The sequence below is a fragment of the Streptomyces sp. NBC_00075 genome (assembly GCF_045041225.1).
Classification (GTDB): Bacteria; Actinomycetota; Actinomycetes; order Streptomycetales; family Streptomycetaceae; genus Streptomyces; species Streptomyces adonidis.
Genome location: NZ_CP108243.1, coordinates 3,266,780 through 3,281,365, shown reverse-complemented (window position 1 = coordinate 3,281,365; position 14,586 = coordinate 3,266,780). Strand labels below are relative to the sequence as shown.

The following is a 14,586-nucleotide window of genomic DNA, read 5'->3' as shown; positions in this document are numbered from 1 at the left end:
GTCGCTGTCGGACTCCTCGACCAGATCGCCCCGCCCCTGCGCACGCATCGAGGGCTCCTCAGGCGGGTCCGGGCGGGCCAGCCGTCACCGCACCTCGCCGACGCGGTCGACGCCGTACACGCGTGCGTCGAGCCGGTCCGTACGCTCACCGAGCAGCCGCAGCGGGCCGGGGCCGCCGATGCCGAGGCCGTGCTCGCCAATGTCGCTCTCGTCCGGCGTGCCATCGGGCGGGTACCAGGGCCCGCGTACCAGCCGGCAGCGGTGCAGATGGGGGCCGTCAGGGAGATCGATGCCGCCCTCGGCCGGATCGCCGAGGTGTTCCCGCCCGCCGCGAACGGCCAGGGCCCCGAGATAGCCGGGCACAGGGGTGAGGGGGAGCAGTGACCAGGGGCCGGGTGGCGCGAAGTCGGCCGGGACCGAGTGCAGGGCCTCGCCGCACGCCTTGATCAGGGCCTCCTTGCGGGTCCAGCAGCGGAAGAAGGCGTCGCGGTGTTCCTCGGCGGGCCGCTCCAGGACCCGTCGGCGCTCGGCGGGCGAGAAGAAACAGCGGATCAGCTCGTACATGGTGTCCGGTATGCGATCCGCGTACTCGACGTCTATCCCGACCGGTGCGTCGCCGACCGCGATCAGCGCCAGACCGCGTGCGTGGGTGAGGTTGAAGTGCACCTCCGGCGCGTCCGCGAGGCGTGGCTTGCCGCGGACGCCGTACACGAACCGCACGTCCTCCGGCGGGAGTCGGCACGCGCTGCCCAGCAGCGTGCGCAGCGCCCAGCGGCACACGGTGAAGCGGGAACGGTCGACCGGCAGGCGCAGCCGGTCCGCCCGCTCCCGCTCCCGGGGCGACAGCACAACGCGGCACGCGCGCACCCGGTCGGCGGGCACGAAGAGCGGGACGGCCCAGACGCCGATCACTCCGGCCCGCCCGCGCCCGGCGCCACCTCGTCGAAGAAGGCCCGCAGATCGGCGGCGGCACCGCTGAACGGCTCATGGTTGTTCGGGTAGTCGTAGTACACGTGCCAAGACAGCGGCTGCTCCCATGAGTTGAGCAGGTCGCGGACGGACTCGCCCACCGCCAGCGGGACGATCCAGTCGAAGCGGCCCTGCCCGATCCACACGGGCAGATCGGCGTTGGCCGGCGACCGGGTGTCGGCCAGCGGCAACTCGCCGGTCAGGAAGGCGTCGTAGAGGATGAGGCCGCCCAGTCGCTCGGGGTGGCGCAGTGCCGTGATCAGGGCCATGGACGCGCCCTGGGAGAACCCCGCGAGCAGGACCCGCTTCGAACCGGTTAGCGCGGATTCCGCCAACAGCAGTTCGTGCAGGGCGCGTTCGGTGGCGAGCAGGGTCGGCAGGTCCGCGTGCTTCAGCGCGAAGACCCGTTGCCTGAACCAGGCACGCGCGGGCACGCCCCCCGCCAGCCCGGGGGACTGGCGAGGGGCGCGCGGGAACACATGACGTACACCGGCGTCCGGCGAGGTCAGACCGGACTGCTCCGCCACCGGGACCAGGGCCCCGGAGTCCTGGCCCATGCCGTGCAGCCAGATCACGGTCGCGTACGGCCTGCCGGGCGGATCGACGACCTCCACTTCGAGTTCCACGTCAGTGCTCTGCTCCCACGTGTTCTGATCCCGAAGTCGCCGGTGCGCGGCGGGGGTTGGGCGGACGGCGGAACACCATCGAGGCGTACTGGCCGCCGAAACCGAACGAGTTCTTCAGTACGGTGTCCACCGGTCGCTCGACCGGGCGCAGCGAGGTCTTCACATCGCACTTCGGGTCCGGTTCGGTGCAGGTGACCACCGGCGGCACCACTCCACGACACAGGGTCAGTGCCGCGACCGTCGACTCCACGACACCCGAGGCCGCCGAGCCGTGCCCCGTAAGGGACTTGACCGCGCAGACGTCGATCTCCTTCATGCGCTTCCCGAAGACCCGGTGCAGCGCGCGGGCCTCCGTGATGTCGTTGAGCCGCGTCGACGTGCCGTGCGCGTTGACCGTGTCGATGTCGTCGGGGGAGACGCCCGCGTGCGCGAGCGCGCCCCGGACGACCCGCTCGACCGTGTCGATACGCGGCGCGGTCACATGACTGATGTCCACCGCGAGGCCCCAGCCCTCGACGACGGCGTGCACCGTGTCCACCCCGCGCCGCCGCGCGTGCTCCGCCGTCTCCAGGACGAGCGCCGCCGACGACTCGTTGATCACCATGCCGGAACGCCTGCTGTCGAACGGCATGGAGGCCTGCTCCGCCGCCCCCTTCCAGCGCGAGAGCGCCATCAACTGCCCGTACTGGGACAGGACATAGTGCGTGTTGCGGGACACGCTCGCCGCGACGACCGCGAGACCGATCCGTCCCGTACGCAGCAGCCGGGCGGCCTCCGCGATCGCGCGCAGCCCGCCCGCACAGGTCGCCTCCAGACCCATGGTGATCAGCGGGGTGCCCAGGCGCTGCGCGACGGAGTGCGGGAAGGTCGTCGACTCGGAGGGCTCGGTGGTGGATCGGTCGGTCCGTTCGGCGCGTTCGGCCCGCAGCCGTTCCAGCGTGGCCGCCCGGTCGTCGCCCAACTCCTTGTAGCGTGCCGCCACCGTCTTCATGTACGCGACGTAGTCCTCCGGAAAGGTGCCGCTCGGTCCCGGTGACACCCGGGACCACAGCAGCCCGGCCGGCCGGTCCAGCGGACCCTCGACCCGCGCGTCGCGCAACGCCTCGTCCACGGTGGCGTGCAGCAGCATGTCCGTCCAGGAGCGGCCGGGTACGCCCGCCCGCTCCTCGACCGACTTCTTGATCCCGTCGGGAATGATCCCGGCGACCCAGCCGCACGGCAGCTGCGACAGATCCATCCGCCGCTCGTACGACAGCCCGGACCGCCCGGTCAGATTGGCCTCCCAGAACGACTCCACCGAGCCCGCGTTGGGGGTGACGACCCCCATCCCGGTGATCACCACATCCTGGTCCTGGTCCCGGCCCCGATCCTGGTCCGTCATCGAACCCCCCTGGTGAGTACGGCCGCTCCCGCCGTCGTCGAGCGCGGGGTCGGGCCGAACGTGGTCACGAGCGCGCTGCCGGAACCGGCGACGTGCCGTGGCGCACCGTGCACGAAGTCGATGTCGCCGAGCGCCGGGTCGGGCTTGCGCAACAGGCCCACGGGCGGGACCAGTCGGCGGTCCAGGGCCTCGATCGCCAGCACGATGTCGATCAGCCCGGCGCACTCGAAGGTGTTGCCGATGGTGCCCTTGCTCGACGTGGTGGGTACGCCCGCCACGAACCGGCCGACCGTACGGCACTCGTCGACGTCCGACGCCACCGAACCGGAGCCGTGGGCCCACCACAGGTCCGGGCGCCGCCCGGCCTCCTCCAGTACGGCGGAGACCGCACCGTCCAGCGCGCTCGTACGGTCGGACGCGCACAGGGTCTCGCAGGCCGCCACCTCCGCGACGACCGTCGCACCCCGCGCCCGGGCCGTGTCCGCGCGCTCCACCATGAGGGCCGCCGCGCCCTCGCCGAGCAGGATTCCGGCCCGGTCGAGGTCGAAGGGACCGTCGCCCGCGCCCGCCCTCGTACCGATGGCCTCCTCACTGTCGAGGGCCGCCAACACGGCTGCGGAGAGCGGCGGTTGGACCCCCACGACGAGGACGCGGTCCAGCTCGCCGTCGCGCAGCAGCCGCATCGCCGCCGACAGTGTCCCCAGGCCGCTCGCGCCCGACTCCCCGTACATCGCGACGTTGGAGCCGAGGAAGCCCGCCGCCATACAGACGAACTGGCCGATCTGGGACGGGATTCCGCGCAGATACGTGTAGTCGGGCACCTCGTCGTAGAGCAGCTTCGCCAGCGGCCTCGGATCGGTCTCGGCCCTGACCGCCAACTTGGGGATGACCTCGTTCAGTTCGTCGCCGCCACCCATGCCCGTCGCCACGACCGTGCCGCAGCGCACCGCCTCCTCGGCGCTCGCCGCACCCCCCGACGCGGCGACCGCGAGACGGGCGGCGGCGACCGCCGCGTGGGCGGTGGCACTGGCGTACTTCCGGTTGTTGGCCCAGGTGTCGCCCTCGGGCCAGGGAATCCCTGGCAGGCCCATGTCGGCCAGCGGCCACGGCAGCCAGGCGTTCTCGGGCCGGTCGGTGAACAGGGGGGTCCCGGCCAGCATGGCGTCGAGGACCGGGCCCGGGCCCGTACCGGCGGCGGTGATCACTCCCGTACCGGTGATGACGATGTCGCTCGTCCCGCTCACGAGGACACCGGGCCGGGCTGCTCCTGGCGCGTCTGCGCCCGGGGGTCGCGGCGGGGGGCGAGGTTGCCCCACAGGCGGTAGCCGCCGTCCACGGTGATCGTCTGGCCGGCGATCCAGCTCGCCTCGTCGAGACAGAGCATGGCGACCACGTCGGCGCTGTTCTCCGGTGTGGTCATCTGCCCGTCCTGCCAGGGGGTGACGGCCATCTCGTGCAGCACACCGCCCGCGAAGTCGGGCCGTACGTTGAACACGTCGGTCTGCACCAGGCCGGGGCGTACGCAGTTGGCGACGATGCCGTACGGCGCCAACTCGTACGAGAGATAGTTCGTGAGGTTCTCCAGGGCGGCCTTGGCGGCGCCGAAGAGGCCGGCGCGCGGCACGATCCGCTGGGTCGTGGAGTTGGTGATCGTGATGAAGCGGGCGCCGGGGCGGTCCCGCATCAGGGGGATCGCGTGCTTGGCCAGCAGCCAGGTGGCGCGGGCGTTGGTGTCCTGGACGAACTGCCACTGCTCGGGCGTCGCGTCCTCCAGGGCGATGAACTTCGTGGCCGCGGCGTTCTGGACGAGGATGTTCAGGTCGCCGTGGACGGACCCGACCTCCTCCAGGAGCCTCTCGACGGCGGCCGTCTCGCCGAGGTCCGCCTGGTGCAGGCTGACCTTCGTGCCCTGTTCCTCCAGTTCGGCCGCGAGCCTGCGCGCCGGGCCGGCCCGGTCGACGTAGTTGACGGCCAGCGTGCAGCCCCAGGCGGCCAGTTTGCGGCTGATACCCGCGCCGATGCCCCGGGAGCCGCCGGTCACCAGCGCGACCCGGTCCTTCAGCGGACGGCATTCCTCGAAACTCACGAAGAGACCCCCTTCTGACGCTGTCCGGCCTTCGCCCTGGTGCGTTCCTCGACCCGTGTGTCACGCCACGAACGCCGCATGAACACGACGCTCAGCCGTCCTATCGCGTACACCCGGTCATCTTCCGTGTGCACACGTCGCACCGATTTCACGAGCCCGCACCGGTCGTCGATCAATTCACTGTGCTCGGTCTCCGTGGTGAACCAGAACGGTGTGTCCGGATACAGCGGCCTGACGTAGTCCCAATTCATGGAGCGCAGACCGAGGACCGCGCCGGCACTGCCGTGCTGCACCACCCAGCCGGAGGTGATTGCGTGGATGAATCCGCCGGGAATGATGCGCTGCCGCCGGTCGACCGACTCGGCGAAAGCGCCACTGTCGTGGATCGGGTGCTTTTCGCCGAGCAGGTTCAGCAATTGGTCGAGCAGATCACTGCCGAAGACGACCGGTCCGTAGCGGCGCGGGGTGGCCTCTTTCAGGTCCTCCCAGTACAAGAGGCGCCGAGTTGCGGGCGGTGCGTCACCGGCGGCCTCGGATGCTGTTTCCGTCATTTCTCCCCGCTTCTTCAGGCGCCGCTCTTCGAGCCGCGCGCACGCATGGCCTGACGGCCGCCGTCGACGGTGAAGGTCTGTCCCTGGATGTAGTCCGCATCGTCGCCCGCCAGAAATGCGACGAGTCCCGCGATGTCCTCCGGCACACCCCAGCCCGCCCCTTCGGGGCCGACTCCCAGCCGGCCGGCCAGGTCCGCCGTCATATCGGTGCGGATTGCGCCGGGCGCCACGGTGTTGACGCGGATCCCCTTGTGGCCCACTTCGGCGGCGAGGCCGCGGGTCAGCGCCTCCAGGCCGCCTTTCGACGCGGCGTAGGAGGTCTGGCCGGGGCCCGGCTGACGTACCGAATTGGACGAGATGTTGATGATCCGGCCCCAGGAGCGTTCGAGCATGAGGGGGACGACGGCCCGGCACATCAGGAAGGGGCCGCCGAGGTTGACCCGGATCACGTGCTCCCACTGCGCGGTCCTGGTCAGTGCCAACAGGCGGTCGTCGATGACGCCCGCGTTGTTGACCAGGACGTCCACGCGGTCCTCCTGCTCGGCCACGGTGTCGACGAGGCGGCGTACCTGTGCCTCGTCGGACACGTCGGCCCGGTGGGCGAAGACGCGGCGGCCGGCGGCGGTGATCTCCTTGGTGACGCGTTCCGCCGCGTCCTCGGCGTCGCGGTAGACGAGATGGACGGAGTGCCCGTCGCCCGCGAGGCGCCGGCAGATCGCGGCGCCGATTCCACGCGATCCGCCGGTGACCAGCGCGACGCGCGGGCGTCCCTGCTCCGAGCCCACGTCCGCACTCACACGGTCGCCGATTCGAGATGCCGGAGAATCGACCCGACCGACCTGTGGTGGGTGTCGGAGTCGCTCTCCCATTCCTCCAGATCGAACGTGCCGCCGAAGTCGCGGTTCACCTTCCGGGAAAGCTGCAATATGTCGAGCGAGTCGAGTCCGAGGTCTTCCACGACGGAATGCTCGGCGGTGATCTGCGTACTGTTCAGACTCGGCTTCACATCCCGAATCAACGCGACCAGGGCATCGAATTTCTCGACAGCGGAATCTGCCATTCTGGGGCCTCCACTCGTGTGTAGCTGCATGTTCGGCTTCACGTGCGAATCGGTGCGGTCCTGGGACATGCCAGCAGACTGTGCGAGATCGCCGCAAGTACTTACCTGTGCCCCGGTGCCGGACAGAATGTTCCCCAGAATTTACGGTCCTGCCGAGCGACGCCTCGCAAGCTGTGCGAACACGGGCTTCCGATGCCGTGAGTCGATTCCTGCGGCTGGATTGTTTCCTCTGGTTTCCGGACAAGGTTGAATCAACCAACACGAGTTCTGGACCAATGGCTTCCCAGCACGCCATCCTTCCGTTTGGTGTCCGGGGGGACCGGGCCGGTGCCTTTGAATTTCGATCATTTACGGAAGAGAACGGAAGAGAACGGGAGACAGGCGAAGACCGAACCGGAGGCGTCGAGGAGGGGAATGTGATGGGACGTCGAAAAGCGGATCTGACGGAGTCGGCCCGGTACTTCGAGTTGGCACGGTGGCTGCGGTCGCTGCGGGAGCGTTCCGGGCTCACCTATCGCGAGATGGCCGACCGCGTGGGGCGGCCGGGCTGTTCCGCGGTAACCCTTTCGCGGGCCGACAGCGGGAGCGTGCTGCCCAAGCTCGCTGTCGTGGAGGCGTACGCGGCGGTGTGCGGGGCGCCCGAGCACGAGGCCCGGAGCAGGTGGGAGAAGAGCGCGACGTCGGCGGGACCGCGGGACCGCGGCGCGACCGCGGTGCTGTCCGCGCCGCGCCGGGGCCGGGGCAGGCGCCTCGAACTGGTCTATGAGCCCGCGCATTTGCTGGAGGCGATGCACCGCCTGCGCCACGACGCCGGCCACCCGTCCCTGCGCGAACTCCAGGACCGGGCCAGGGGCTCCGGCTTCGGCCCCCTGCCCCGCAGCACCCTCGCGGACGTACTGGCAGGCCTGCGCCTCCCGTCGGAGCCCTTACTGATCTCCTACGCCCTGGCCTGCGGCCAGCCCCGCCACCAGATCCACGCCTGGCGCGCCGCCTGGGGACGGGCACGGCGGGGGGACGGGGAGCAGCAAGGGGTGGGGGCGCGGTTGGCGGGGTGAGGTCAAGGGGCCCGTCGGGTCGTCGGGTTCGCCGTCGGGTTCGCCGTCTGGGTCGTCGCGTTCAAGCCGCCCAGGAGGAGCGTCGTGAAGCGTTGGGCCCAGGACTCGTCCACCTGTTCCGCGCTCACCAGGGTGCGGTGGACGACCGAGCCCGCCACCACGTCGAAGATCAGGTCCGCGTTGCGGGCCGCTGTTTCCGGGTCGGGTTCCGGGGGGAGTTCGCCGCGGGCCTGGGCGCGGGCCCGGCCCTCCAGGACCAGGCGTTTCTGGCGGTCGACGATCGAGTCGCGGATACGTTCGTGCAGCGCGTCGTCGACCGTCGACTCGGCCAGTACGGCCATCAGGCCGCTCTTGGCCTCGGGGCGGGCCAGGATCGTCGCGAACTGTAGGACCACGCCCTCGATGTCGGCGGCGAGGGTGCCGCGGTCGGGCAGCTCCAACTCGTCGAACAGCTCCGCGACCGCGTCCACCACCAGCTCGTTCTTCCCCGCCCACCGGCGGTAGAGCGTCGTCTTGGCGACCCCCGCCCGCATCGCCACATCGCCCAGCGTCAGCCCGGACCAGCCGAGTTCGACCAGCGCGGCCCGGGTCGCCGCCAGGATCGCGGTGTCCGCGGCGACGCTGCGGGGGCGTCCCGTGCGGCCGACGGGGGTACGACTCTGCATGGCATGACCATAACCGGCAGTTTCCGTCCCACGAGGTCGTCACGAGGTCGGGACGAGGCCGTGAGGGAGATCACTGGGGGGCGCTTCACAGGGACCCGCCCCTGCCGTTACGCTACGACCCGTAGCGAAAGCGGTGCCGCCGACCACGGCCGCTTTTCGGTACACCTTTCACTACGCCTTTCACATGCACGCGCGGGACGGGGGAGGATAGACGCATGCAGCCACGGAACATGTCCATGAGCGGAGTCGTCGACCTCGCCGCGGTGAAGGCGGCCCAGGAGGCCAAGTCGAAGGCGGAGCAGGCGCGCGCCGAAGCCGCCCGGCAGGGTGGCGGAGGGGCCGTCTCCCCGGCCGACCTCGTCATCGATGTCGACGAGGCCGGGTTCGAACTCGACGTCCTACAGCGGTCCACCGAGGTGCCCGTCGTCATCGACTTCTGGGCCGAGTGGTGCGAGCCGTGCAAGCAGCTGAGCCCCGTCCTGGAGCGGCTGGCCGTCGAGTACAACGGGCGCTTCGTCCTCGCCAAGATCGACGTCGACGCCAACCAGATGCTGATGCAGCAGTTCGGGATCCAGGGGATTCCGGCCGTCTTCGCCGTCGTGGCCGGTCAGGCCCTGCCCCTCTTCCAGGGCGCCGCCGGCGAGGTCCAGATCCGGCAGACCCTCGATCAGCTGATCCAGGTCGGCGAGCAGCGTTTCGGTCTCACCGGTCTGGTCGTCGACGCGGACGCCGAACCCGGTGACCGCCAGGCCCCCGACCCCCAGGCGATCCCGGCCGGCCCGTACGACGCGCTGCTCGAAGCCGCCGTACAGGCCCTGGACGCGGGGGACTTGGGAGGTGCGGTGCAGGCGTACAAGAACGTACTGAGTGACGACCCCGGTAATTCGGAGGCCAAACTCGGGCTCGTGCAGGCAGAGTTGCTCCAGCGGGTGCAGGATCTCGACCCGCAGCAGGTGCGCAAGGACGCAGCCGAGAAGCCGGGCGACCCGGCCGCGCAGATCGCCGCCGCCGACCTGGATCTGGTGGGCGGCCATGTGGAGGACGCGTTCGGGCGGCTCATCGAGACGGTCGGGCGTACGGCGGGGGACGACCGGGATGCCGTACGGCTGCGGCTGCTGGAGCTGTTCGAGGTCGTCGGCGCGGACGACCCCCGGGTCGCGGCGGCCCGGCGGGCGCTGGCGCGGGCGTTGTTCTGACCGGTCGGACGGGCGGTGGGTCGGGCGGCGGCGGAGGTGCCGTCCGATCAGCGGCCTGACCTGTCGCTAAACATCGCGACGGGTGTTGCCCGCGTGAAGGATTTGGCGATCGAGTGCCAATGCGGTCGCGCTTTACCAAATCTTGGTAATCGCGGCCGCTGTTACTTGGAGTAAGTCGAAGGCGTCGCACTGTCGGGTTTGGGGCGGGAAGCGGACGGTTTGTCACCCCCGTGAGGGCCACCCAGCGTTGTCGAGCAATACCCATGGGTCGCTGCTCGGTTATCTGCCCGTTACTAGCCAGTAACGAACCCCCTTGTGCGGGCGGCGAGAATGCACCACGATCGGCGACGCTCGGTCCTATCCCGTACCCCGACAGCCAGTCGGGCGCCCGGGAGTTGTTGGGTCCCCACCGGGCAGAGTCGGCGGCAGTGGCGCCGGCTCTCGGGCAGGGGGGTCTTCGCCTTCCGGTGGAGCCTGTCCGGCAAGGTTGTGCGTGATGTGTGTCAGGCGCGACCAGTGGTTGTCGCTCGGGGGTGATCGCCGGTGATTCGGGCGCTGTTCGCGCCGTCGAGCGCGGGCGCTCTCCTTACCGAGGACGTAGCACTTCTCCCATCCCTGCCCGGCTGAGCCGCCGTCATGGGGCAGTCAGGGCCAGGAGATGTACGTCCGAGAAGGAGGAAATATGGAGTCCCAAGTGCGTGGCGGGACCAGATGGAAGCGGTTCGCTGTGGTGATGGTGCCCAGCGTCGCCGCCACGGCATGTATAGGTGTCGCCCTCGCGCAGGGTGCTCTCGCCGCTTCGTTCAGTGTGTCTGGTCAGTCGTTCAAGGTGACGGCGGACAAGCTCGACGGTACGGGGTTCTCGCAGTACGGGGCCGTTGACATCGGTCCCGGCAACGCTGTGCACCCTGTCGCGGTCTCGGCGTTCAACTCTGCCGAGATCACCAACATGTGCCAGTCCGTGGTCACGCCGAACATCCCGGTTCTGGGTTCGGTCACCCTCCGGCTGGAAGCCGGCGGGGGCGCGACCCCGGTCGCGGCCGAGAACCTGTACATCGACGTCGAGGACCTGCAGGCCAATGCGGTCTTCAAGGGCATCGACATCGGCGTGGCCGCCGGTTCCATCACCAAGGGACCGAAGGTCAAGCAGGGCGAGCTCGACGAGGGGCGGGCCAGCAAGTTCGGCTTCGCCCAGCAGGCCGACTCCGCGGTGCTCACCGACGTGAAGCAGACGGCGTGGGCCACCACTGCCGGAACCTTCAAGCTCAGTGGTCTCTCGATGAAGCTGTCGAAGGGCACTGGCGCCGAGTGCTACTAGGCACTCAGTGACGGGCGGGGCCCGATGGTGCCCCGCCCGCTCGCTCTTCTACACCCGCAATAACACTCATCACGGCAACACCGCTCCAGGGAGCTGTTTTCCATGAACGCCGAGTCGCCCGCGCAGGACGAGCACTATCTTCGCGTCTTCAAGCGGAAGTTCCGCGACTGGCGGGGCGCCCGTCCGTTCTGGGCCGGGCTCCTGGTCCTGCTCGGCGGCGTCCCGATCATGTACTTCCCGTACTACAGCCTCCAGATCGGCCATCTGACGATGGCGATGTCGACGACTGCGGGCGCGGGATCCCTGATCATCGGTGTGCTGCTCGTCGTACTCGGTATCAGCCTCTGGTTCCAGAAGCATGTACGGACCTTCGCCGGCACCGCCGCGATCCTGCTGGCCCTGGTGTCCCTCCCGGTGTCCAACTTCGGCGGGTTCCTCATCGGCTTCCTGCTGGCCATGGTCGGCGGTGCGCTGGCCATCGCCTGGGCGCCCGGTGTGCCGGAGTCGAAGTACGGAGACCCCGCGAAGCCCGAGAGCGCCGCGGCCCCTGTGGCCGCCGAGGCCGACGGAGCGGACGCGGACGCGGACGCGGTGGCCGAGCCGAGCGCGTCGAACGAACTGAACGAGCCGTACGAGCCGAACGATCTGTCAGGAACGAGCCCGGTGAACGGGGCGAACGGGAGGCACAGTGCCGGCTGACGAGGTGACCCACGGGACCGATGTGGACGGGTCCCGCGGGAGAACCGGGCCGCGGCACGCGGCCCCCAGGAAGCCGCTGTTCACCAGGTTCCACATGCCTGCCGGAAAGGCGATAGCCCTGGCGGCGATGCCGACCGCGGTGCTCATGGGCATGGGGTTCACGCCGACCCTCGCACGTGCCGACGACGACCAGACGACGAAGACTCTGACGGCCGAGGAATACCAGAAGTGCGTCGAGGTGCTGGACGGCACCGAGGACGGTACGGACACGACGGCGACGCCGTCCGCGTCCACCAGCTCCTCGTCGTCCGCCGACGAGGACACGGCGACGGAGCCGTCCCCCTCGGCCACCGCCACGGACTCGGACTCCGGTTCCTCGGACGATTCGTCGGATTCAGGTTCCGACGACACGGCCGAGCCGACACCGACGCCCTCCGCGAGCAAGACGACCTCCAGCGGCAGCACCGGCGGCGGCAGCGACACGGCCACGCCCACCCCCTCGGCGAGCGCGAGCGCCACCGAGGAGAGCGGCGGCCTGCTGGAGACCATCGGCGACGCGATCACCGACATCTTCACGGGCGGGACGTCGAGCGACTCGACGTCCACGTCGACCACGGAGTCGACGGAGACCACGGGCACCACGGAGTCGACCGAGACCACCGAGAGCGCCACTCCGACGCCGGCCGCGTCACCCGCGGCGAGCGCGGAGGCGGGCTCCGACGACAGCAAGGACACGACCGACTCCACCACGGTCAAGGACACGACCGCGAAGGTCACCGAGGTCCTCAAGGACACCGCCGAGGACACGACCAAGGCGGCCGAGGACACCACGGAGGCAGCCGCCGACGCCACCGCGTCCCCGAGCCCCTCGGCGAGCGAGACGACCGACGCGGACGACTGCCCGGCCGCCACCGACGACGAGGGCGGCGTCGACAACTCGATCCGGCTGCCCGTCGACCCGTGGACCCTGGAAGCCAGTTCGCTGACGCTCAAGGGCGCGGACTACAAGGGCATCGTCAAGGTGCGCACGGCCGACGGCACGGTCAAGGAGGTCCTGAAGTACGTGATCTCCGGTGGCACCGACATCGGTGACCTGCACCAGCTGGTCAAGGACGACACGTCCGGCAAGACCTACCACGTGCAGGCGGGCAAGGGCACGACGTCCACGATCACCGGCGGCGAGACGATCATGTACACGGAGAGCATCTCCGGGAACCTGTTCGGCCTGATCCCGATCACGTTCGACCCGAAGAACCCGCCGCCGCTGAACATCCCGCTGATCTACTTCACGAAGGTGAAGGTCACCCAGGCCGGCCAGTTCGGCGGGACCCTGGAGGTCCCGGGCCTGCACCAGTACACGACCTGAGCGCACACATCCCGTTCGGGAGCCGCACCGAGGCCCGTGGCCCGGCCGTACCGCCTTCGCGGGGGCCGGGCCACAGGCCTGAGCGGGTCGTCGTGCGTACGGACGACTGAGGGCGCCCCCTGGTCCCCAGGGGGCGCCCTCACGGCCGTACAAGTACAAGCGAGCGCCGATCAGGCGTGCTCGCCCTCGCCCAGGTGGTGCACCCGGACCATGTTCGTCGTGCCCGGGACGCCGGGCGGGGAGCCGGCCGTCATGACGACGACCTCGCCCACCTTGAAGCGGCCCAGCTTCAGCATCTCCTGGTCGACCAGGGAGACCATCTCGTCCGTGCTGTTGACGAACGGGACGACGTACGAGTCGACGCCCCAGCTCAGGGCCAGCTGGTTGCGGGTGCCCTCGTCCGTGGTGAAGGCGACGATCGGCTGGGCGGCGCGGTAGCGGGAGAGACGGCGGGCCGTGTCGCCGGACTTGGTGAAGGCCACCAGGCCCGTGCCGCCGAGGAAGTCGGCGATCTCGCAGGCCGCGCGGGCGACCGAACCACCCTGCGTCTTCGGCTTCTTGCCGGGGACCAGGGGCTGGAGGCCCTTGGAGAGGAGTTCCTCCTCCGCCGCCGCCACGATCTTCGACATCGTCTTGACCGTCTCGATCGGGTAGGCGCCGACGCTCGACTCCGCGGACAGCATGACCGCGTCCGCGCCGTCCAGGATCGCGTTCGCCACGTCGGACGCCTCGGCGCGCGTCGGGCGGGAGTTGGTGATCATCGACTCCATCATCTGGGTCGCGACGATCACCGGCTTGGCGTTGCGCCGGCACAGTTCCACGAGGCGCTTCTGCACCATCGGGACCCGCTCCAGGGGGTACTCGACGGCCAGGTCGCCACGGGCCACCATCACACCGTCGAAGGCCGCGACGACCGCGTCCATGTTCTCGACCGCCTGCGGCTTCTCCACCTTGGCGATGACGGGGACGCGGCGCCCCTCCTCGTCCATGATCTTGTGGACGTCGTCCACGTCGGCGGCGTCGCGGACGAAGGACAGCGCGACCAGGTCGCAGCCCATGCGCAGGGCGAAGCGCAGGTCCTCGATGTCCTTCTCGGACAGTGCCGGGACGTTCACGGCCGCGCCGGGCAGGTTGATGCCCTTGTGGTCCGAGATGACACCGCCCTCGATGACGATCGACTTCACCCGCGAACCCTCGACGTCCAGGACCTTCAGCTCGACGTTGCCGTCGTTGATCAGGATCTGGTCGCCGCGGGACACGTCACCCGGCAGGCCCTTGTACGTCGTGCCGCAGATGGTCTTGTCACCGGGGACGTCCTCGGTGGTGATGACGAACTCGTCGCCCCGGACCAGCTCGACGGGGCCCTCCGCGAAGGTCTCCAGGCGGATCTTCGGGCCCTGGAGGTCGGCGAGGACGCCGATCGCCCGGCCGGTCTCCTTGGCGGCGGCCCGGACCCGGTCGTACCGGCCCTGGTGCTCGGCGTGCGTGCCGTGGCTGAAGTTGAAGCGGGCCACGTTCATGCCGGCCTCGATCAGCGAGACGAGCATTTCATGGGAGTCGACCGCGGGGCCGAGAGTACAAACGATTTTCGAACGGCGCATGGGGCGATCCTAT

Annotated in this window: 15 protein-coding genes; 5 read left to right on the top strand and 10 right to left on the bottom strand. The window is 69.8% G+C overall.

Annotated features, from left to right (window positions below):
* Positions 1-84: 84 nt before the first annotated feature.
* The 8 genes from OG787_RS13925 to OG787_RS13890 all read right to left on the bottom strand — a co-directional run bounded on the left by OG787_RS13925 (position 85) and on the right by OG787_RS13890 (position 6,742).
* On the bottom strand, positions 85-912 hold the full coding sequence (locus OG787_RS13925) for a 4'-phosphopantetheinyl transferase family protein (protein WP_405535400.1): 828 nt from the start codon (positions 910-912) through the stop codon (positions 85-87).
* Positions 909-1,595 carry an alpha/beta hydrolase gene (locus OG787_RS13920; RefSeq protein ID WP_369035629.1) on the bottom strand — a complete coding sequence of 229 codons (687 nt, stop codon included), beginning with the start codon at positions 1,593-1,595 and terminating at the stop codon, positions 909-911. Before OG787_RS13920 ends, OG787_RS13925 begins: the two co-directional genes overlap by 4 nt.
* 1 nt (position 1,596) lies before the next feature.
* Positions 1,597-2,976, bottom strand: coding sequence for a beta-ketoacyl-[acyl-carrier-protein] synthase family protein (locus OG787_RS13915; RefSeq protein WP_405535398.1), 1,380 nt, complete (start codon positions 2,974-2,976; stop codon positions 1,597-1,599).
* On the bottom strand, positions 2,973-4,220 hold the full coding sequence (locus OG787_RS13910; RefSeq protein ID WP_405535397.1) for a beta-ketoacyl synthase N-terminal-like domain-containing protein: 1,248 nt from the start codon (positions 4,218-4,220) through the stop codon (positions 2,973-2,975). Before OG787_RS13910 ends, OG787_RS13915 begins: the two co-directional genes overlap by 4 nt.
* Complete coding sequence (locus tag OG787_RS13905; protein ID WP_235474768.1) at positions 4,217-5,062, bottom strand: SDR family NAD(P)-dependent oxidoreductase; 846 nt, start codon at positions 5,060-5,062, stop codon at positions 4,217-4,219. The genes OG787_RS13910 and OG787_RS13905 overlap by 4 nt, the downstream gene beginning before the upstream one ends.
* On the bottom strand, positions 5,059-5,556 hold the full coding sequence (locus tag OG787_RS13900; protein WP_369035632.1) for a hypothetical protein: 498 nt from the start codon (positions 5,554-5,556) through the stop codon (positions 5,059-5,061). Before OG787_RS13900 ends, OG787_RS13905 begins: the two co-directional genes overlap by 4 nt.
* A 71-nt stretch (positions 5,557-5,627) precedes the next feature.
* Positions 5,628-6,410: an SDR family NAD(P)-dependent oxidoreductase gene (locus OG787_RS13895; RefSeq protein WP_405535395.1), complete on the bottom strand. Its 783-nt coding sequence runs from the start codon at positions 6,408-6,410 to the stop codon at positions 5,628-5,630.
* On the bottom strand, positions 6,407-6,742 hold the full coding sequence (locus OG787_RS13890; RefSeq protein ID WP_405535394.1) for an acyl carrier protein: 336 nt from the start codon (positions 6,740-6,742) through the stop codon (positions 6,407-6,409). Before OG787_RS13890 ends, OG787_RS13895 begins: the two co-directional genes overlap by 4 nt.
* A gap of 350 nt (positions 6,743-7,092) precedes the next feature.
* On the opposite strand from OG787_RS13890, the gene OG787_RS13885 reads away from it, so the two are divergent.
* A complete protein-coding gene (locus tag OG787_RS13885; RefSeq protein WP_369035634.1) occupies positions 7,093-7,728 on the top strand; it encodes a helix-turn-helix domain-containing protein in 636 nt (211 codons plus the stop codon).
* A gap of 2 nt (positions 7,729-7,730) precedes the next feature.
* On the opposite strand, the gene OG787_RS13880 is transcribed toward OG787_RS13885, so the two are convergent.
* Positions 7,731-8,393 (bottom strand): TetR/AcrR family transcriptional regulator, encoded by a 663-nt coding sequence (locus OG787_RS13880; protein ID WP_405535392.1) that lies wholly within the window; start codon positions 8,391-8,393, stop codon positions 7,731-7,733.
* A 215-nt stretch (positions 8,394-8,608) separates the two neighbouring features.
* Between OG787_RS13880 and OG787_RS13875 the strand changes: the two genes are divergently transcribed.
* The 4 genes from OG787_RS13875 (at position 8,609) to OG787_RS13860 (ending at position 12,972) form a co-directional block, all read left to right on the top strand.
* Positions 8,609-9,589 (top strand): tetratricopeptide repeat protein, encoded by a 981-nt coding sequence (locus tag OG787_RS13875; protein ID WP_405535390.1) that lies wholly within the window; start codon positions 8,609-8,611, stop codon positions 9,587-9,589.
* Positions 9,590-10,271: 682 nt separating this feature from the next.
* Positions 10,272-10,907: a DUF6230 family protein gene (locus tag OG787_RS13870; RefSeq protein WP_369035637.1), complete on the top strand. Its 636-nt coding sequence runs from the start codon at positions 10,272-10,274 to the stop codon at positions 10,905-10,907.
* Positions 10,908-11,009: 102 nt separating this feature from the next.
* Positions 11,010-11,606 carry a DUF6114 domain-containing protein gene (locus OG787_RS13865; protein WP_405535388.1) on the top strand — a complete coding sequence of 199 codons (597 nt, stop codon included), beginning with the start codon at positions 11,010-11,012 and terminating at the stop codon, positions 11,604-11,606.
* Entirely contained in the window at positions 11,596-12,972 is a 1,377-nt protein-coding gene (locus OG787_RS13860; RefSeq protein WP_369035639.1) for a hypothetical protein, read from the top strand. Before OG787_RS13865 ends, OG787_RS13860 begins: the two co-directional genes overlap by 11 nt.
* A 170-nt stretch (positions 12,973-13,142) precedes the next feature.
* On the opposite strand, the gene pyk is transcribed toward OG787_RS13860, so the two are convergent.
* Complete coding sequence (gene pyk, locus OG787_RS13855; protein WP_369035640.1) at positions 13,143-14,573, bottom strand: pyruvate kinase; 1,431 nt, start codon at positions 14,571-14,573, stop codon at positions 13,143-13,145.
* Positions 14,574-14,586 lie beyond the last annotated feature (13 nt).